This window comes from Paraflavitalea soli (genome assembly GCF_003555545.1).
Classification (GTDB): Bacteria; Bacteroidota; Bacteroidia; order Chitinophagales; family Chitinophagaceae; genus Paraflavitalea; species Paraflavitalea soli.
This window is the reverse complement of the sequence record NZ_CP032157.1, coordinates 6,632,311-6,651,777: the sequence shown is the minus strand read 5'-3', so window position 1 is coordinate 6,651,777 and position 19,467 is coordinate 6,632,311. Positions and strand designations below refer to the sequence as shown.

At 47.8% G+C, this 19,467-nt stretch carries 11 protein-coding genes; 7 read left to right on the top strand and 4 right to left on the bottom strand.

What is annotated here, in order from left to right; all coding sequences use genetic code 11:
* Positions 1-11: 11 nt before the first annotated feature.
* Both D3H65_RS25560 and D3H65_RS25555 read right to left on the bottom strand, forming a co-directional pair.
* On the bottom strand, positions 12-1,238 hold the full coding sequence (locus D3H65_RS25560; RefSeq protein WP_119053016.1) for an FtsX-like permease family protein: 1,227 nt from the start codon (positions 1,236-1,238) through the stop codon (positions 12-14).
* A gap of 57 nt (positions 1,239-1,295) precedes the next feature.
* Positions 1,296-1,676: a ribosome-binding factor A gene (locus D3H65_RS25555; RefSeq protein WP_119053015.1), complete on the bottom strand. Its 381-nt coding sequence runs from the start codon at positions 1,674-1,676 to the stop codon at positions 1,296-1,298.
* Positions 1,677-1,818: 142 nt separating this feature from the next.
* Here D3H65_RS25555 and D3H65_RS25550 point away from each other — a divergent pair, with 142 nt between their 5' ends.
* From D3H65_RS25550 to D3H65_RS25525, 6 genes are all read left to right on the top strand, one after another.
* Positions 1,819-3,663: an ABC transporter ATP-binding protein gene (locus tag D3H65_RS25550; RefSeq protein ID WP_119053014.1), complete on the top strand. Its 1,845-nt coding sequence runs from the start codon at positions 1,819-1,821 to the stop codon at positions 3,661-3,663.
* A gap of 364 nt (positions 3,664-4,027) precedes the next feature.
* On the top strand, positions 4,028-6,172 hold the full coding sequence (locus D3H65_RS25545; protein ID WP_119053013.1) for a S9 family peptidase: 2,145 nt from the start codon (positions 4,028-4,030) through the stop codon (positions 6,170-6,172).
* 305 nt (positions 6,173-6,477) lie between these two features.
* Positions 6,478-7,278, top strand: coding sequence for an SDR family NAD(P)-dependent oxidoreductase (locus D3H65_RS25540; RefSeq protein ID WP_119053012.1), 801 nt, complete (start codon positions 6,478-6,480; stop codon positions 7,276-7,278).
* Between the two features lie 9 nt (positions 7,279-7,287).
* Complete coding sequence (locus tag D3H65_RS25535; protein WP_119054658.1) at positions 7,288-8,274, top strand: NAD-dependent epimerase/dehydratase family protein; 987 nt, start codon at positions 7,288-7,290, stop codon at positions 8,272-8,274.
* A 91-nt stretch (positions 8,275-8,365) separates the two neighbouring features.
* Entirely contained in the window at positions 8,366-9,442 is a 1,077-nt protein-coding gene (locus tag D3H65_RS25530) for a sensor histidine kinase (protein WP_119053011.1), read from the top strand.
* Positions 9,439-10,200, top strand: coding sequence for a LytR/AlgR family response regulator transcription factor (locus D3H65_RS25525; RefSeq protein ID WP_119053010.1), 762 nt, complete (start codon positions 9,439-9,441; stop codon positions 10,198-10,200). Before D3H65_RS25530 ends, D3H65_RS25525 begins: the two co-directional genes overlap by 4 nt.
* A gap of 196 nt (positions 10,201-10,396) precedes the next feature.
* Here the strand turns inward: D3H65_RS25525 and D3H65_RS33455 are convergent, their stop codons facing one another.
* Positions 10,397-11,272, bottom strand: a complete 876-nt coding sequence (locus D3H65_RS33455; RefSeq protein WP_119053009.1) for a TraR/DksA family transcriptional regulator — start codon at positions 11,270-11,272, stop codon at positions 10,397-10,399.
* 4 nt (positions 11,273-11,276) lie between these two features.
* On the bottom strand, positions 11,277-14,711 hold the full coding sequence (ileS, locus tag D3H65_RS25515; RefSeq protein WP_119053008.1) for an isoleucine--tRNA ligase: 3,435 nt from the start codon (positions 14,709-14,711) through the stop codon (positions 11,277-11,279).
* A 421-nt stretch (positions 14,712-15,132) separates the two neighbouring features.
* Here ileS and D3H65_RS25510 point away from each other — a divergent pair, with 421 nt between their 5' ends.
* Entirely contained in the window at positions 15,133-18,933 is a 3,801-nt protein-coding gene (locus D3H65_RS25510) for a T9SS type B sorting domain-containing protein (protein ID WP_119053007.1), read from the top strand.
* Positions 18,934-19,467: the final 534 nt, after the last annotated feature.

Sequence of the window (19,467 nt, the reverse complement as noted above, 5' to 3'; positions counted from 1 at the left end):
AAAGATTGATGTTAGCTTTTCAGTTGAATAGGCTGCAGCGCGGCCTTGCGGGAGGGAAACCAGGAAGCCGTAAAAGCAACCACCGATACAGTGGCTAGAATGAGCAGGAAATCACCTGCTACCAGTTTTACCGGGTAATAATTGATCAGGAAAGTACCGCCTTCCAACGGTATCAATTCGAATCGTACCTGCGCCCAGCAAAAGATCACCGCCAGTATGATACCACTTATGGCGCCAATACCGGCCAGCAACAATCCTTCGCTCAGGAATATCTTTTGTATGAGGCCGTTGTTGGCGCCCATGGCTTTTAATACCTGTATATCTTTTTGCTTTTCAAGTACCAGCATCGTCAATCCGCCGATCATGGTAAAGGCAGCTACAATAAGCATTAAGGTGAGAATGCCGTAAATAGCCCATTTTTCAAGCGTCATCACACTGTACAGGCTTTTGTTCTGTTCATATCTTGTCTCCACCACATAGTCATTGCCGAGTATTTTTTGAATGCTTTTTCCTACTGTCGCAGCCTTGCTCTCATCTGTCAGCGCAATCTCAATGCGGCTGTATTCATCGTCCTTCAGGGCCAGCATTCGCCGCATGAAATCGATATTCGTAATGGCATATTTATTATCAATATCAGCCTGGATGAGAAAGGTTCCCCCCGTGATCATATTTTCGGCGGCTACCGATTGATACAGGTCAGCTGCATTTGTCGATGCGCCCCCTTTAAATATGTAGGCAGTAAGCGGGTACAGGTTCTTGTCCGATTCGATGGCAAGCGCCCCTTCCACCCCATTGCCCAGTACAATAATGGGCCTTTCGGAGGTTCCCGTAGCATATTCTCCGCGTATGATATTATCCGCTACGCCTGTTACTTGCTTATAGGCATCGTCTACCCCTTTTAAGGCTACCGGCACCTGGATCTCCCCATTGAGCAACAGCGTTTTTTCTTCTATCACCCCCGAATAATGCACCACATCTTTTACCGCGGCGAGTTGCTTTAACTGTGCGGGTGAAACCAGGATGGTCTTATTGCCCGCTTTGGGCGTAATCAGTACATGGGGGTAAAAAGAGGAATACAAAGATTTCACCAGGCCTTCAAAGCCGTTGAACACACTCAACACTACAATAAAAGCAAAGGTGATGCTCATAATAGCCACCATGCTGATCCAGGCAATGACATTGATGGCATTGGTCGACTTCTTTGCTTTGAAATAACGCCAGGCGAAAAGGAAGTTCATTTCGAATGTAGGATTTAGGATGTAATCGAAGCAAACGCACGCACAACTGACCACTCACTACTCACCACCTCCTTCCTGCCCCTTCTTCTCTTCATTGATCTTTTTGAACACATCTTCCATCTTGAACACATGGTCCAGCGTATCATCAATATAAAAACGCAGTTCGGGCATGCGGCGAAGCTGTTTGGCTACACGCGCCGTCAGCTCTTTCTTGATCTCCCAGGCCCTGTCTTCGATCTTCTTCAGTGCCGCCTGCGGATCACCTACCTGGAATAAACTGAGGTAAATACGTGCTTCCAGCAGATCGGGTGTCACCTTTACCGTTACGATCGATACCATTCCCCCATTGATCATGGTGAGGCCAAGACGCTGAAAAATGGCATTCAGTTCTTCATTCAACAGCCCGGCTATTTGTTTTTGGCGCTTCCCTTCTTGCATATCATTAACGATTTAATCGTGGTAAAATTAGTTACTTTGCGCTGTTTATCGCCATTCCCGGTACAGATTGGCACCAATAACCGATAGATTAGGGGTGGAAGGCAGTCAAGGACTGGTATTATTTGATTCATTTTAACATTTCATGAAGCGATTTTCAACGATTTTAAGATATTTAAAGGACAGGAAGGGGAATATCACCTTATACTTCACATTTAACCTCTTATCTATTCTTTTTTCCCTGGTTTCCCTCACCATGCTGGGGCCTTTTCTGAAGTTACTGTTCGACAAAAACGTGGCAAAGATCCCAAAGCCGGAGGGTATTAAGTTTTCGGCTTCCAGCGTGCTGGAAAACCTGCAATGGGTATTGGCCCGCTTGATCAATGAGCACAATAAGGTGTACGCACTGGCCTTTATTTGCCTGCTGGTGCTGGTGGCTATCTTCTTTAAAAACCTCTTTACTTATTTATCCTTCCGGGTATTGGCTCCCATGCGCAACTTTGTAATGACCAAACTACGCAGCGACCTATACGTTAAAATATTACAGCTGCCCATCGGGTACTTTACCGAGCAGCGAAAAGGGGATATTATCAGCCGCATGAGCAATGATGCCAACGAGGTGGAATGGAGTGTAATGAGCACCCTGGAAGGATTGATCCGCGAACCGCTGACTATCCTGATCATCCTGTTTGCCCTCGTATTCCTGAGCCCCCTCTTATCCCTGTTCCTTTTTGTATTGCTACCCATAACCGGGTTTGTGATAGGAAGGCTCAGCCGCTCCTTAAAAAAGCAATCCGGCGAGTCCGCCGAAAAGATGGGTTTACTGATGTCCATCCTCGATGAAACCCTTACCGGCCTGCGCGTGATCAAAGCCTTCAATGCAGAGAAGATTTTACAGGGTAAATTCCTGGGCACCAACAATGAGCTCAATCACCTGCGCAATAAAATGAACTTCCGTAGAGACCTGGCTTCGCCCATGTCGGAATTTCTGGGCGTAGCGGTGCTTTGTTGTATCCTGTGGATAGGCGGCAGAATGGTATTAGGAGATCAGGCCCATGGCGGCACGTCTTCACTTGGCCTGGAACCTGAAGGCTTTATTACCTATATCCTGTTCTTTACGCAGATCATCAACCCTGCCAAGTCATTATCTACCGCCTTTTACAATGCACAGCGGGGTAGTGCGGCTATTAAACGTATAGAAGAAGTGCTGCAGGCGCCCATTGTAGTGGAAGAGCCGGACGCACCCCGCCAATTGGCCAGCTTCCAAAAAAACATTGAGTTCCGCAACGTAACCTTCAAATACGAAGACGTTACCATCCTCGACAATATCAACCTCACCATTGAAAAGGGCAAGACCATTGCCCTCGTAGGTTCTTCAGGAGCAGGTAAATCTACCCTGGTTGACCTGGTTCCCCGCTTTCATGATGTGACCAGCGGTGAGCTGCTGATCGATGGTGTAAACATCAAAGAATATTCCCTATTATCCCTGCGCGATCAGATGGGTATCGTAACCCAGGAGCCCATCCTCTTCAATGATACCATCGCCAATAATATTTCATTGGGCAATCCCGTAGCGACCATCGATGAAATTGAGCAGGCTGCACGCATTGCCAATGCACATGATTTCATCATGCGCAAGGATGAAAATTACCAGACCAATATCGGCGACCGTGGCAACAAACTGAGTGGTGGTGAACGCCAGCGCGTGACCATCGCCCGGGCGGTACTGAAAAATCCACCCATCTTAATTCTTGATGAAGCCACCTCCTCACTCGATACAGAAAGTGAACGCCTCGTACAGGATGCCATTAATAAAATGATGGCCAACCGTACCAGCATTGTCATCGCCCACCGCCTGAGCACCATTCGCCATGCCGATGAGATCATTGTACTGCAAAAAGGCAGGATCGTTCAACGCGGCACCCACGATGAGCTCCTCAACCAGGATGGCCTGTACAGGAAGTTGGTAGAAATGCAGGAAGTGAAGTAAGCAACCGCTCACTTTTTCGGTAGCTGTTGCAGGTTGACCCCTCTTACTTTCTGCGACAAGGTGAAGTTACCGTGCTTCTTGTGGGCGACTTCCGCTATCCCGCCATTGCTGTAAGAGGCTTCGGAAATTCGATCATTCCTTCTTCTGCAAGGCGGTGGGAAGATGCCTGAATCGGGTATTCGCTAAAAACTCTCCTGGCCCACTTACGGGCAAAAGATTTCTTTAGGGAACTGAATATCACGTGGGTGGGTCGTGGGGTTAAAACCGAGACTGCACACCTGTCCAACCACTTATCAAAAACCGATACCCCGCCTCTCCCCAATTCCCCCATTTTCGTACATTCACCCCTTCAATATTTCATTACATGAGAAAGTTAATTCTATTGGGCACAGCCTGTACCCTGTTACTGGCTGCTTCATTTTCATCAACGGCACAGAAAAAGGATTTCAGTTACGACCAGCTATTTAAAAATGCGGCTCCCAATATCAGTAAGCCGCTTCCGGTGATCCGCGGATGGGTAGATGATGAGCACTATATTGAGCTTCAAAAAGACGCAGAGGGCAAAACCGCCTTTGTGGCCGTAGAAGTGAAAACAGGCAAATCAAAGCCTTATACAGGCCCTGTTCCCGCAGAACCCCGCCAGCAGGCCGTTCCCGCTATTGGCATATCAGATGCCCGCAACATTACCACTTCTCCCGATGGAAAATGGGTAGCCTATACCAGGAAGGACAACAATCTGTATGCGATGGACCTGGCCACCAAAAATGTTACCCAGATCACCAAAGACGGCTCAGAGACCATCCTGAATGGCTACGCCTCCTGGGTGTATTATGAAGAAATACTGGGCCGCGCCAGCCGCTACAAGGCATTTTGGTGGAGCCCCGACAGCAAACGCATTAGCTATATGCGCTTTGATGACGCCCAGGTCCCCGTATTCCCTATTTATGTACTCGATGGTCAGAATGGCTACCTGGAAAATGAGCGCTATCCCAAAGCCGGTGAAAAGAATCCCGAAGTAAAAATAGGGATCGCCACCATTGAGAACGGCACTACCGTATGGGCTGATTTCAACCCCAAAGACGATCAGTATTTCGGCGCTCCTTTCTGGACACCCGAAGGCCAGTTTTGGGTTCAATGGATGAATCGTGGACAAGACCACCTCACCATCTACAATATTGATTTTGCCAGTGGAGCCAAAAAAGAAGTGTATGCCGAGGAGCAAAAAACATGGATCGATCTCGACGAAGGCAGCCGTATAGAATTTCTTTCTGCCGGCAAAGGCTTTATCCTGAAAAGCGATAAAGACGGCTGGGAAAACCTCTACTACCACGATGCTACCGGCAAGCTGATCAACCAGGTTACTACCGGCACCCTCTGGGGCACTGCTATTACCAAAATAGACGAAAAAGCCAAACTGATCTATTTCAGAGCACGCAAGGAAAACTCTGCCCGCTTCGATTTCTATAAAGTAGGACTGGATGGCAAAGGCCTTACCCGCCTGAGCTTTGGCGATTTTTCCCACGACCAGATAAACCTTTCTCCCAACGGAAAGTACTTTATCACCACCTATTCCAATCTCTCTACACCCACTACTATGGCGCTGGCCGATGCCAGGGGAAAGCTCATCCGGGTGTTGGGCGATAGCAAAGGCAGCGACTTTGATACTTATGCATTACCCAAAACAGAATTGGTAAGGGTAAAATCGGGTGATGGCGTATTTGACCTGCCTGTTACCATTACCTATCCCCTCAATTTCGATCCCAATAAAAAATATCCTGTACTCATCAGCATTTATGGTGGACCCAATGCCGGCACCGTATACGACCGTTGGAGGCCCGCTGGCGGCGCTACACAATGGTGGGCACAGGAAGGCATCATACAGGTTGCTTTCGATAACCGCAGCAGCGGCCATTTTGGTAAAGTAGGATTAAACTATATCCACCGTCAACTCGGCAAATGGGAAATAGAAGATTATATGTCCTGCGGCAAATGGTTGCGCAAGCAAGCCTGGGTGGATACAACCAAAGTAGCCATGACCGGTGGTAGTTTTGGCGGTTACATGACCTGTATGGCCCTCACCTATGGTGCAGATGTATTTACCCATGGTGTTGCCAATGCAGCTGTTACAGACTGGCAGTTTTATGACACCCACTATACCGAGCGTTTTATGGATACCCCACAGGAAAATCCCGAAGGTTATAAAAACACTGCCGTGATCGCCTATGCTGAAAAGTACAAAGGCTTGCTCCGCATTGTGCACGGCACTTCCGACGACAATGTGCACATGCAAAACAGCCTTACCCTCATCGACAAATTGCAGAATCTCGGCAAACATTTTGAAATGATGGTGTACCCCGGCGAAAGACATGGCATTGGCGGCAACAACATGAAAAAAGGACAACACAACCGCAATGAGGCTTATGCCTTCTGGTACCAATACCTGCTGGGCAAACCCATGCCGGCAGCATTCACCAGCAGCAGTACCGACTCCGGCCGCAGAGGCTTCTAGTTCGCTAAAACATATTTTGCCTCCAAGGCATCAGGGGACCGTCACCAGACGGTCCTTTTTTATTGCTCACCCTTTTTTGTCATCGACTTTTCCTTGTCATTTCGACTCCTTCTTTGTCATTTCGACCACAGGGAGAAATCCGCTATCGAAGCAATCGCCTTCCTTCTCACGTTTAACACACTCACAACTCACAACTGAACACTCACAACTCAACCCCTTTATCCGACAGCTCAATAGAAAAACCATCCCCTTCCACCGCCAACACCTCAATTTTGTACCGGATCAACTTACTTTAAAAAGCAATTATGCCTCCATCTCCCTATACAGTCATTACTGGAGCCAGCGCCGGCCTGGGAAAGGAATTTACCATCCAATGCGCCAGGGCTGGCATGAACCTTATCCTCATTGCCTTGCCCGGCACCTATACCAAGGAACTGGCCAATAGCCTCATAAGCACCTTCGGTATAGCAGTAGAAGTGTTTGAGTTTGACCTTACCGACAGCGCCCAGCTCAAAAAGCAGCTAGAGCACATCGTCGCTCATTTTCCCGTCAACTTTCTTATCAACAATGCAGGCACAGGGGGTACCTCTGCCATCAGGGAAACATCTACCGAAAGAATAGACCAGATCATCCAACTCAATGTACGCAGTACCGTCATGATCACCCATCAGCTCATTCCCCACCTGCTGAAGCATGAACGCAGTTATATCATGAATATTTCCAGCATGGCCGCTTTTACGCCCATCGCATTCAAAACAGTATATCCCGCTTCCAAGGCCTTTATTGCTTCCTTTTCCCACGGCCTGCGGGAAGAACTTTCCAGTACCGGCCTTTCCATCAGTGTGGTACATCCGGGACCCATTATGACCAATTCCAACACCAGCCGGCGCGTGATCAGCCAGGGCATGAAGGGCAAGATGGGATTGTTGCCTACCTCAGCCATCGCCAGCATAGCCCTCCGCAAAACCCTGGCTGGCTATCCCACCATAATACCTGGCCTCATGAATAAGCTCAATCATTTATTAATGACCTTGCTTCCCCTGGAATTGAAATTGAAGATCGTCTCCCGGGAAGTAAGAAAAGAAATGCAATACCAGCCCAGCTAAGATATGCCTATGAAAAAGATCCTTATTACAGGTGCAAATGGATTCCTGGGTAGTAACCTCACCCGGGAATTCTTCAGGCTCGGCTACCAGGTAAAGATATTTGTTCGCCCCGGTGCCGACCTGCGGGGGCTTTCCGGCATTCCGGTTGAAATAAGTTATGGGCGTATCGATAGCCCCGGGCAGGTAAGCAAGGCAGTGGAAGACTGCCACATCGTGATCCATGCTGCTTCCATTACCGATCAATGGGGTGTAGGTTTTGAAGAATATGAAAGGATCAATTTTAAGGGTACAAAGTACATGGTAGATGCCTGCCTGCAGCACAAAGTGGAAAGGTTGATCCATGTAAGCACGGCCAATACCATTGAACCAGGGTCAAAAAAACAGCCGGCTACCGAACTCAACGGATTTTCCCTTTTCAAAGCCAACTCAGGATACATCAATACAAAATACCTGGCCCAGCAATACGTGCTGGAGCAGGTACAGGCCCGGCAGCTACCTGCCATCATTGTAAATCCTACCTTTATCATCGGACCCCATGATTTCAAGCCCAGTTCCGGCAAGCTCTTATTGTATGGATTGCACAAGAAACTGTTGTGGTATCCCCCGGGCGGTAAAAACTTTGTGTATGTGAACGATGTATGCCAGGGCATCATCAATGCTTTGGACATGGGAAAAACAGGCAGTTGCTACCTGCTGGCAGGACATAACCTGACTTACCGGGAGTTTTTCAGCTTGCTCAACAGTATCTCAAAAGAAAAGCAGCTCATGATCAGGATACCCGCCCTGCTTTTGAAACTGGCAGGTATGATGGGTTCACTCAAAGCCATCCTTACCGGTAAGCCCGGCAGGCTTACCTGGTCTGCTGCCTACCTGCTGTGCCTGGACAATTATTATTCGGGCAAAAAGGCAGAAACAGAATTACAGGTAAAATATACGCCCATGGAGACAAGCGTTGCCAATGCCTGGGTATGGTTTAAAGAAAATGAGTATTGTTAAATAATGTCAGGCTGAGCCTGTCGAAGCCGTATAAAGGAGCCTGGCGAAAGCGAGTTTGGATAAACTAAGCTTAATAAAACAGGAAATAACAATGGATTTCAAACGAAGGGAACAAGTATTCAACAGCCGGCTTTTCCGCTACCTGTTCCGTGTGCTTGTATTGTACCTGTTCAGCGTAATTTTTAAGTCCTTCGACCTCACCTTCATACAGGATATTGGCAACTTCAATATCCGATCCCAGGTCTTTAGCCTGTTTTATATCCTGCTCGGCCTCCTGGTGTGGGAAGGGGCCGTACTCCTTACCAAATATATGGAGAAAAATATCGTATCCATCCACCCAACCGGCGGCTTACTGTTGCTGTGCAGCCTTCTCATTGTGTATGGATTATTCGCCGCCTTTGCTTTCGGGTTTGTATATGGCGCTATGGATATCCTGTTCTTCAACCGGCGCGAAGCCTGGCAAAGCTTTACCAGCATAAGCTACAATATGATTGCCGGCACCTTCCTCTTCTATATGATGATCCTGGCCTTCAATGGCATCGTATACTATTACAAAGGCTGGAAAGAATACCAGGTACAAACAGAGCGCCTCATGCGAGAGAACATCCAGGCTAAGTACGACGCACTCCGCAACCAGATAGATCCCCATTTCTTCTTCAACTCGTTAAGCGTATTGACCAACCTGGTATACAAAAGCGCCGACCTGTCGGCCGATTACATCACCCAGCTCGCCAAGATATACCGGTATATACTCGATAAAAAATTCGAGAACCTCGTATCCATACAAACCGAACTCGATTTCCTGGAGTCCTATCTTTTCCTCATTGGCATCCGCCACCAAAACAGCATTCAGTTCAGTGCCGAGGTAGACGAAAAAGCACGCACCAAAGGCATGATACCACCAGCCACCCTGCAGATGCTCATCGAGAACGCCATTAAGCACAATCGCTTTTCTGTCAACGCTCCTTTGGTGATCACCCTAAAAAGTGAGGGAGGTTTTTTACTGATCAAAAATCCCATCAAAAGGAAATTCCGGCCCGAAATAGCATCCGGCATAGGGATTGAAAATATCCGGAAGCGGTATGAGTTGTCCAGCGGACAGGGGATTACCATTACCCAATCCGATGAGGTATTTACCGTTAAGATCCCCATAATAGAACAGCCATGAAAGTAGCCATATTTGAAGATGAAGTACACAACTCCGAAAGACTGATACAGCTCTTGAAGAAATGCGACTACCCCATAGAAGTGATCGCCATTATAGATTCCGTAGCAGAAGGTATAAAATGGATGGAGCAGCACAATACAGCCGACCTGATGTTGATGGATATTCAGCTATCCGATGGCAATTGCTTTGAAATATTTAAGCAGGCAAATGTCAAAACACCCATCATATTCACCACCGCCTACGACAACTTTGCTTTGCAGGCCTTCAAGGTCAACAGCATCGATTACCTCATGAAGCCCATTGAGCTGAAGGAGCTCAAAAATGCATTGACCAAGTACCAGCAATTCAAACCAGTGGAAAGGCAAACCATCGACATTGCTTCTATAGCCGAAGAATTCTTAAAGAGAGAGAGTACCCGTTTTATAGGCCGGCTCAACAACCAGCTCATTTATGTAAAAGCAAAAGATATCGCTTACCTGCAATTCATCAAGGGGGTTACCTATGCCACCACCAACGGCAATCAAAAACTACCGCTGGATTATTCCCTCGACCAGGTGGAAAAACTCTTGGACAGGCACCTCTTCTTCCGCATCAACCGCCAGTTCATTATTCATATAGATGCCATCCGCAAAATACTTACCTATTACAACAGCCGCCTTATTCTTCAGCTGCACCCCGATGCCGGCACCGATGTGATCATCAGCCGCGAACGCGTAGCCGATTTCAGGTCCTGGCTCGAAGGCCACCACACCAATTAAAGCTCCATCCACATCTCATTCCTTTGTCATCTCGAACGGAGTGAGAGATCCGTTATCGAAGAAAAAGGCTCGCAGCTCACAGCTCGAGGCTCGTAGCTTGTATTCCCTCCCATTCCCATCATACCCTTGCCGCCTATAAACGAAAAAAGGTCGCTTTTCAGCAACCTGTTTTATAGGCTTAAAGGTTAAGAACCCTTTATTTATTCATCATCTGCTTGGCCTCGATGCTCAAAGTAGCATGTGGCACAGCCTTCAACCGGGCCTTATCGATCAGCTTTCCGGTTACACGGCAAATACCATAAGTCTTATTTTCAATGCGCATCATTGCTTTTTCCAGGTGATCAATATAATTGATCTGGCGGCTGGCCATCTGGGCCAACTGCTCCCGCTCCATACTCATGCTTCCATCTTCCATGGTCATGTAACGGTTTTCCGTTTCATCGCCACCCATCTCATCTTTACGGGTGATCAATCCCTGCAGGTAAGAAAGTTCTTTCTTCGCCTGTTCCAGTTTCTTTAAGATCAGTTCTTTGAACTCTCCTAATTCGGCATCGCTGTAACGCATGGTTGGTCCTGTTTGAGTGTTTTCTGGTTGATCCAATACGGATTTCGTGAAATCCGGTTCGTACTTACGAACCGTTTTAGTTTTGATCTCGGGTATTACCACCTTTACCGGCTTGGCTGGCACAGCCGGCTTTTTGGGCAGCGGCGGTGGAGGTGGTGCCGGTTCAGGCTTTTTTACTTCTTCTTTCGGCACTTCGGGTTTCTTTTCCACTTTCACGGGTTCAGGGACAGGTTTTTTCACCAGGGGTTTAAGATCAGGTTTAATGGGCGCCTTCACGGCAGGTTTAGCAGCCACAGCAACTTTGGCAACCGGCTTCTTTTCCGGAGCAACTTTGCCGCCATGCGACTTGGCAGGTTTCGGCGCCGGCTTTGCAGTCTTCACGGCTGCTTTGGGAGCGGGCTTACTAACTTTACCAGCAGGTTTGGCAGCAGGCTTTTTAGCCGGCGCTGCCTTCTTAGGTGCAATCGTTTTTTTAGCTGGCTTAGCTGCTTTCTTCTTCGTTGCCATACTGTTAGGCTTTTTTTGTAACGAACACTTTTAGTGAAATATCGTTGACCTCAATTTCAGTGCCATTGGGCAATTCAGATACCAATTCCAAAGTATCTGCCAAAATTTCGGCGCAAATATAAGTATTAAACTGGGCTATAGACTGCTTCAGATCCTGGTTATCGGTTACCTGCACTGCTATCCTGTCAGTCAATTCATAGCCATTGTCTTTACGGATCTTCTGTATGCGATTAACCAATTCGCGGGCATTGCCTTCGTTGATCAACTCGGGGGTTACGGTTACGTCGAGTGCTACGGTCAGAGAGTCTTTGTTGGCGACCATCCAGCCGGGAATGTCCTCGCTGGCGATCTCCACTTCATTAACCTGTAATATTAAGGGTTCGTTATCAATAAACAATGAAATAGACCCTTCTTTTTCTAAACGTGAGATGTCTTCCTGGGTAAAACCAGCCAAAGCGGCAGCTACAGCTTTCATTTTACCCCCCAGCTTCTTCCCCAGCGCCGTATAATTGGGCTTGATCTTCTTTTTAATGAACCCCGTATCCTCCGTGAGATACTGAATCTCTTTTACATTTACTTCGCTCTTGATCAGGTCTTCCACCCGCCCTATCTGCTCTTTCACCGCCGGATTGAATACCGGGATCAACACCTTCTGAAGAGGCTGCCTTACCTTGAACTTCGATGATTTACGGAGCGATAAAACAAGTGACGAAATGTCCTGCGCCAGCGCCATTCGCTCCTCCAGTGAGCTGTCGATAGCCGCCTGGTTGGCCTTTGGAAACAATGCATGGTGAACCGATTGTTCCTGGTTCCGGCCCGTTACCGCATTCAGGTTCCTGAACAGCATATCGCTAAAGAATGGAGAGATAGGCGCCATCAGTTTGGCCAGCGTTTCCAGGCACTCATACAGCGTTTGATAAGCACATATCTTATCCTGCTCATACTCCCCCTTCCAGAACCGGCGGCGGCAAAGACGCACATACCAGTTGCTAAGGTGTTCATCCACAAACTCTTCCATCACCCGGCCAGCCTGCGTAGGCTCATAATCATTCATATATTCCTCTACCTTCCGGATCATCGTATTCAGCGAAGAAAGGATCCAGCGGTCAATTTCCGGACGCTCCGCCAGCGGCACATAGGCCTCTTTGAAGGCAAAACCATCCACATTAGAATACAAGGCAAAGAACTGGTAGGTATTGTATAAAGTACCAAAAAACTTGCGCTGCACCTCTTTTATCCCTTCCAGGTCAAATTTCAGGTTATCCCAGGGCGAAGCATTGGTGATCAGGTACCAGCGCGTAGCATCCGCCCCAAACTGCTCGATCGTCTTAAACGGATCGATCACATTGCCCAGCCGCTTGCTCATCTTATTGCCGTTTTTATCCAGCACCAGACCGTTCGATACACAGGTCTTATAAGCTACACTTCCGTACAACAAAGACGAAATGGCATGAAGCGTATAGAACCAACCCCGGGTCTGATCTACCCCCTCCGCAATGAAATCGGCCGGGTAGCTTTGGCCAAACGGCGCTTTGAACGGACGAGGATCACCGGCCGCCACTTTATCATAATCCAGGCCCCACTGCGCATAGGGCATCGCCCCACTGTCAAACCACACATCGATCAGGTCCGGCACCCGCTTCATCGGTTTACCCGAAGGACTCACCAGCACGATCTCATCCACATAAGGCTTGTGCAGGTCCAGGATACCCTCATGCAGGTAGTGCTTATTTACGTCGCCACCCAGCACTTCGTTGGCCTTCTTGATAGCTGCATTCAGCTCCGCAATTGTGCCGATACAAATCATCTCCTGTTCGTCCTCTGTTTTCCAGATCGGCAACGGTGTACCCCAAAAGCGGCTCCGGCTCAGGTTCCAGTCCACCATATTCTCTAGCCAGTTGCCAAAACGACCTTCACCCGTTGATTTGGGCTTCCAGTTGATCGTTTTATTGAGCTCCACCATCTTGTCCTTCAGCGCCGTCGTCTTGATAAACCAGGCCCCCAGCGGGTAATATAATACCGGTTTATCAGTACGCCAGCAATGCGGGTACGTATGCTCGTATTTTTCTACTTTAAAGGCCCTGTTCTCTTTCTTGAGCTTTACACTGATATCTACATTCACATCCACATAAGCCGGATCATCTTTGTAGTTCTTGACATAACGGTTGCTGAACTCGCCCAGGCCATCCACAAACTTCCCTTGCTTGTCTACCAATACCAGCTTTTCCCTTTTACCGTATTCATTGATCCCTGTAAAGAAACCAATGCCATATTTCGATCCCACCTTAAAGTCATCTGCTCCAAAATCAGGGGCCGTATGCACAATACCCGTACCATCTTCCGTGGTTACGAAACTATCTACCAATACCCGGAAAGGTTTAGCATCCGGTGTACTATAACTGATAGATTCCAGGTTATTCGCTTCGAAAGGCAGCAATTGTTCGTACTGCGCACCTTCGATTTGCGATCCCTTGAATTCCGCTAATATTTTCCAGGGCAATAATTTATCACCCTCCTTATAAGCACTGAGATCCGCTGTTTCTCCTTCCGGCTTAAAATATTTACCCAGGAGGTCTTTGGCCAGCACCACATTTACAGGAAGATGTGTGTACGGGTTGAAAGTCTTTACCAGCACATAGTTGATATTACCACCCACCGTGAGCCCCAGGTTGGAAGGCAGCGTCCAGGGAGTCGTCGTCCACGCCATGAAAAACACTTCCGGCTGTTCGCTCGCAGCTCGCAGCTCGTCGCTCACAGCTTTAAAAAGGAACTCCGTCTTCCCATCCCGCACCGCTTTAAACATCGCCACCGTCGAAGTATCCTTCACCATTTTATACGTGCCCGGCATATTCAGTTCATGCGAACTTAAACCCGTACCCGCAGCAGGAGAGTAGGGCTGGATGCTCACACTCTCATACAATAATCCTTTCTTATACAGGGTGCTCAGTATCCACCACAGCGTTTCAACATATTTATTGTCGAAGGTGATATACGGATCATTCAGGTCTACCCAATACCCCATCTTGCGCGTAATATCATCCCACTTATCCTTGTAGCGCAATACCGCTTCCCGGCATTTCTGGTTATACTCTTCTACCGTTATCTTCTTGCCAATATCTTCTTTCGTAATACCCAGCTCTTTTTCCACCCCCAGTTCAATTGGCAGGCCGTGCGTATCCCAACCACCTTTCCGCTTCACCTGGAAGCCCTGCATCGTTTTATACCTGCATACCAAGTCCTTCAAAGTACGACTGATAACGTGGTGAATGCCGGGCATCCCATTCGCGCTGGGAGGCCCTTCATAAAACACAAAATGGGGCGCCCCATCCCTTACAGACATACTCTTTTCAAAAGCCTGCTGCTCATTCCATAAAGCCAGTATTTCCTGCTCCATAGCAGGCAAATTCAAATGCGAAAATTCTCTGTATTTGGATGACATAATATTTCTAGCGTAAGCCGGGTAAAAATTGTAGTTAAAAAGTGTGCAAAGTTACAGAAATATACCTATATAGGACCGTCTTCACACAGCATTCAACTTCCTACACAAAAATGGGTGGCAAACACATTATAAAATACACAAATACGGCAATAGCTACAGAGAACATACAGAGAACGTTTAGAGAACCTTCAGAGAAGATCAGCCCGGGGATCAGCCGTAGATTACCCATAGATTATCAATGGATTACCTGCCTCAACCCTATCGCACATATTGCCAAGTACCCATAATGCGCTGTTATACTTGACGATGATCCCCCTCACCCCCGAAGTCTGCTCAATCTGCAGTTCAATCCAACATTTCAATCCACGAAATCCGCCCAAATCTGCATAATCCGTGTTAACTTTAGAATGACCGGACTAACATGAGAGATCACCTGATATATATATCAGTATTAATAACCTTATTCTGTTATTCCCCTGCATGGGCCGACACCTTTGTGGTAAATAGCGCCCTGCCCACCGGCGCCGGCAGCCTCCGTGATGCCATTGAAAAAGCCAATGCCAACGGCACCGCCGTTACCGATTACATCACTTTTGACCTCCCCACCCGTCGTGGTCCCGCCACCATCCTGCTGGCCCCCAACAATCCCCTGCCCGCCCTTACCTCCAACATCATTATAGACGGCAGCACACAAACAGGCGATGCATATGGCATTACCGATGCGAAAGTAGCCGTAGCCATTCAAGGCTTTTTTACCGACAATAGCCGGTATTATTTCATTTTCCAGGCTACCAATGCCACCAATATCCAGATCTATGGCCTCTTTTTGTGGGCACAGGTAGGCGACCGCACTACCGGCCAGCCGCCGCAACACCTCTACGGCATCAACCTGCGCCAATGCAGCGAGGTCATCATTGGCGCCCCTGGCAAAGGCAACCTCATCAGCGGCTGGGCAAGAGCCGTGTATGCAGAATATTTCAGGGGCGCGCCCTGCCACCACATTACCGTACAATCCAATATCATGGGTGTAAAGGAAGATGGCATTTCCACCACACTAATTGCTGGCACCAGACCAGGCGATCCGGGCACACCCGCTACCAATGATTACTGCCTCTATTTCGACCGTGCTACCGACCTGTTTATAGGCGGCGAGGCCCCGGAACAAGGCAACCGCTTCAGCGCCCTCAATGATGTTTACTGCAAAGGACATCCCGACCCTGCCCTCAACGACAGCATCCTCATCATCAACAATAAACTAGGCATCGACGTCAATGACGATATGGTGGCCATCAACTCAGTTACTGGCATCCACATCGAAGCCTACAACAAAATCAATTCCGTCAACAGGGCCGATGCCGGTATCATTATCCGGAAAAACTACATTGCCGGCAGATCCCGCAACATAGCCATTTCACTCGCCGATGTACAAAGCTATTTCGCCATTGAACAAAACCTGATAGGCGGTGAAAAACGCAACCTGCCTATCCGCAATACCACAATGGGCATTGGCATCAATATTATAAGTTGCGCCATGGGCATCATTGGTGATACACGACCAGGCAATGAAAACCGTATACGCTATTGCAACCAGTTCGCCGTCCACCTCTATGGCAACTCCAACATTACTTTCCGGTACAACAGCACCTATTGCAATGCCAAAAGAGCCGTGGCCATCGAGAACTGGGCTGCCGCCAATGGCGCCCGCCCACAACCTTTTATTACCGTCAACGGCCTCAACCAGGCTACCGGTACCATTCGCGGCACTACCTTACCCAACTCCACCGTGGATCTTTATACTGATGATGACTGCCCCAATTGCGAAGGGAAAACACACCTTGGCATTATTGCCATAGCAGATGCTACCGGCCAATGGACCTATACCGATCCATCACTCACCGGTAAAAGCATTGTAGCTACTGCCACCGACCCACAAGGCGCAACTTCTGAATATTCAGCCCCTTTACTGGAAGATGATAACCTGCTCATTACACCCGTTAGCTGCAATGCCCTGGGTGCTATCTGCGGCTTGAAGATCATCAGTGGCGCAGACTGGGAATGGAGAGATATAACCGGTATCGTAGTCGGTCGTGATACCTGTCTCACCAACGTACCCGCAGGCACTTATACCTTGTGGTTACCCGTTGGTTCAGGCAGTTGCCAGGAAGAGTTTACTTTTATTGTACCTGCCAATACACTCGATATCGATTCCAGTGCCGGCATTATAAAGACTACTGCCCGTTGCAATAAGAACAATGGTTCTATTTGCGGACTGAAAGCTGTAGGGGCAGTAAGCTGGTCCTGGGAAGATGCATTGGGCAATACCATCAGTACCGATATGTGCCTCACCAATGTACCGGCTGGTACATACCGGTTCAAAGTGAGCGATGGCTCCTGTGATAAATTCACCAACTTTTATACCATTACCAATGTATCGCCGGATATAGACATCACCAACCTTCGAACCCAGATCACTACCTGCAACAAGGCAAATGGTTCCATTACCGGCCTCACACTTTCCGGTATGAACTTCTCTACCCCACAATGGATCGACGAAAACAGGAATATAGTAGCTACCACCACCGACCTGTTAAACATAGCAGCAGGCCGTTATAAATTCATCGTATTGGACAATACTGCGGGTTGTGGAGACTCTACCAACTGGATCACCGTAGCAGCTACGCCTGCCCCTGCCCTGGTAGTATCAGCGGTACAGGTCACCCATGCTACCTGCGGACAAGCCAACGGAAATATCTTCAATATCACAACCGTCAACACTACTGGCCTGGTAGAAGCCTTATGGGTAGATGAAAGTGGCGCCGTTGTCGGCAATGATCTTTCTCTGCTATCCATAAAAGCAGGGAAGTACAGGTTAAAAATAAAGGACAGAAGTACCTGCGATACCGTGGTATCTGCCCCCTTTGTGGTATTGGACAATGGTACAGTAACCCTGGATAGTAGTACACTTACCGTCACCAACGCCGGCTGCACCAGAAATAATGGCAGCATTACCGGCATGAAAATAGCCGGCGCTACTTTCTGGCAATGGCATAATTTAACCACCAGCCAGGTCGTTGGCAACAACCCTGAGGTCAGTCAGCTGCCTGCCGGCAGTTACCAGCTTTGGGCTACCAACAGCATCTTCAACTGCCAGGTAAAAAGTCATATATATAATATAGGTATTGCGCCTCCCTTACCCGTTGCAGTAACCCGCGCAGTGGTAAAAGATGCTGCCTGTAACCAACCCAATGGCAGTATCACCGTCAACGACCTCAGTAATGACCAGTCATTATTTAGTTTCCGCTGGCTGCTGGACAGTCTTACCCAAACGGGTACGGGCCTTTCAATCTCCAACCTGAACCCGGCTACTTATTTCCTAATAGCCACCGATACCAACGGCTGCGAACAATCGATCTATAAAAAAGCCATCGTCATGCAGGCCCTTCCGGCCATGGATGAAACCGGGGCTGTGATCCGGCCAGACAATTGTGGTTTTGGGACAGGGAGTATTGCCGGTATCACCGCCACCAGCGCCGTGGGCGCCTTGCAATACCAGTGGTACAATAATACCAATATACCCGTGGGACAGCAGGCGACCGTTACCGGGCTCCAGGCTGGTACCTACCACCTCGTCATAAAAGATATCAATGGTTGCACATTAAAGAGTAGTGAATTTTCTATCCCCCAGGTTATAATGCCCCTCCCTGCCCCGCAATGCGACAATATTACCATACCCAGAAATACGGATGGCACCCTGAAAGTCAGGAATCCCAGGGCTGGCGCTACTTATGCATTGTACCATGCGGGCACTAATGCGCTTATTGAGCAAAATCAAACGGGCAGCTTTACCCTGAAAAAAGTGCCGGAGGATACCCGTTATTATATTATATACCAAGCCGGCCCTTGCACCAGTGAACCCGGGCAGGTGAGCATCAAGGTCATAGATATGACCAAATTGGATATCCCTAATACCTTTACCCCCAATAATGATGGTATCAACGACGAATTCCGGATTGGAGTAACCGGGTACTTTAAATTAAATGCTTTGAAGATCTTCAACCGTTGGGGACAGTTAGTATTTGAGAGTAAAGACCTCAAATTAGTGTGGAATGGGAATAAAAATGGACAATTATTGCCCGTTGCTACCTATTATTGGGTAATTGAAGGAATTGATCTAAACGGCAAATTATTGCGACAATCAGGCTCTGTTACACTGATTCGTTAAAATGACATTAAAACACTTAACAAACCTGCCGTTCAGAAAATAGTTTTTCCCAAAACTCCACCTTTGGCATAATTTATGGAAATATATCTCACGTTACAATGATGCAGGAATTGCGAATAGTATGCAAAATTGAAATGGTGGTTTTACGGCTTGAAATTTGCAACATATCCTAAGAAATTTTACTGCATTTAATTAAGATATTTGATTTATTTTTATAATGCATTACATGAAAAACCTTTTCTACGGTTTAGGGTTTAGGGGTTAAAAAGGGGAGTATTCCTGCTCCCCTTTCCTTTTAAAACTCTAATGGCGTTGGAAAGGTTTTTCTCATTTTATACATCCTCCCGGTTATTTTTCCCTATTATCTTATTGTTTTATAAACACTTGTGCTCAGGCCTTCAGTTGGGTCCAATGCTGCATTTCCTGCTCTCAGGCAGAAAATAGCAAAATAGCCCTGAACAGGCATTATTACACACAAAAGCGCTGTTTTAGCTTCTTCTATATGCTGAATTCTGTATTCTATATTCTTTTTCC

Bases quoted from the DNA above. Each gene is read 5' to 3' on its own strand.
- D3H65_RS25555 (WP_119053015.1), bottom strand. From the start codon at position 1,676: ATGCAAGAAGGGAAGCGCCAAAAACAAATAGCCGGGCTGTTGAATGAA.
- D3H65_RS33455 (WP_119053009.1), bottom strand. From the start codon at position 11,272: ATGGCAACGAAGAAGAAAGCAGCTAAGCCAGCTAAAAAAACGATTGCA.
- D3H65_RS25540 (WP_119053012.1), top strand. From the start codon at position 6,478: ATGCCTCCATCTCCCTATACAGTCATTACTGGAGCCAGCGCCGGCCTG.
- D3H65_RS25525 (WP_119053010.1), top strand. From the start codon at position 9,439: ATGAAAGTAGCCATATTTGAAGATGAAGTACACAACTCCGAAAGACTG.
- D3H65_RS25545 (WP_119053013.1), top strand. From the start codon at position 4,028: ATGAGAAAGTTAATTCTATTGGGCACAGCCTGTACCCTGTTACTGGCT.
- D3H65_RS25530 (WP_119053011.1), top strand. From the start codon at position 8,366: ATGGATTTCAAACGAAGGGAACAAGTATTCAACAGCCGGCTTTTCCGC.
- ileS (WP_119053008.1), bottom strand. From the start codon at position 14,711: ATGTCATCCAAATACAGAGAATTTTCGCATTTGAATTTGCCTGCTATG.
- D3H65_RS25560 (WP_119053016.1), bottom strand. From the start codon at position 1,238: ATGAACTTCCTTTTCGCCTGGCGTTATTTCAAAGCAAAGAAGTCGACC.
- D3H65_RS25535 (WP_119054658.1), top strand. From the start codon at position 7,288: ATGAAAAAGATCCTTATTACAGGTGCAAATGGATTCCTGGGTAGTAAC.
- D3H65_RS25510 (WP_119053007.1), top strand. From the start codon at position 15,133: ATGAGAGATCACCTGATATATATATCAGTATTAATAACCTTATTCTGT.
- D3H65_RS25550 (WP_119053014.1), top strand. From the start codon at position 1,819: ATGAAGCGATTTTCAACGATTTTAAGATATTTAAAGGACAGGAAGGGG.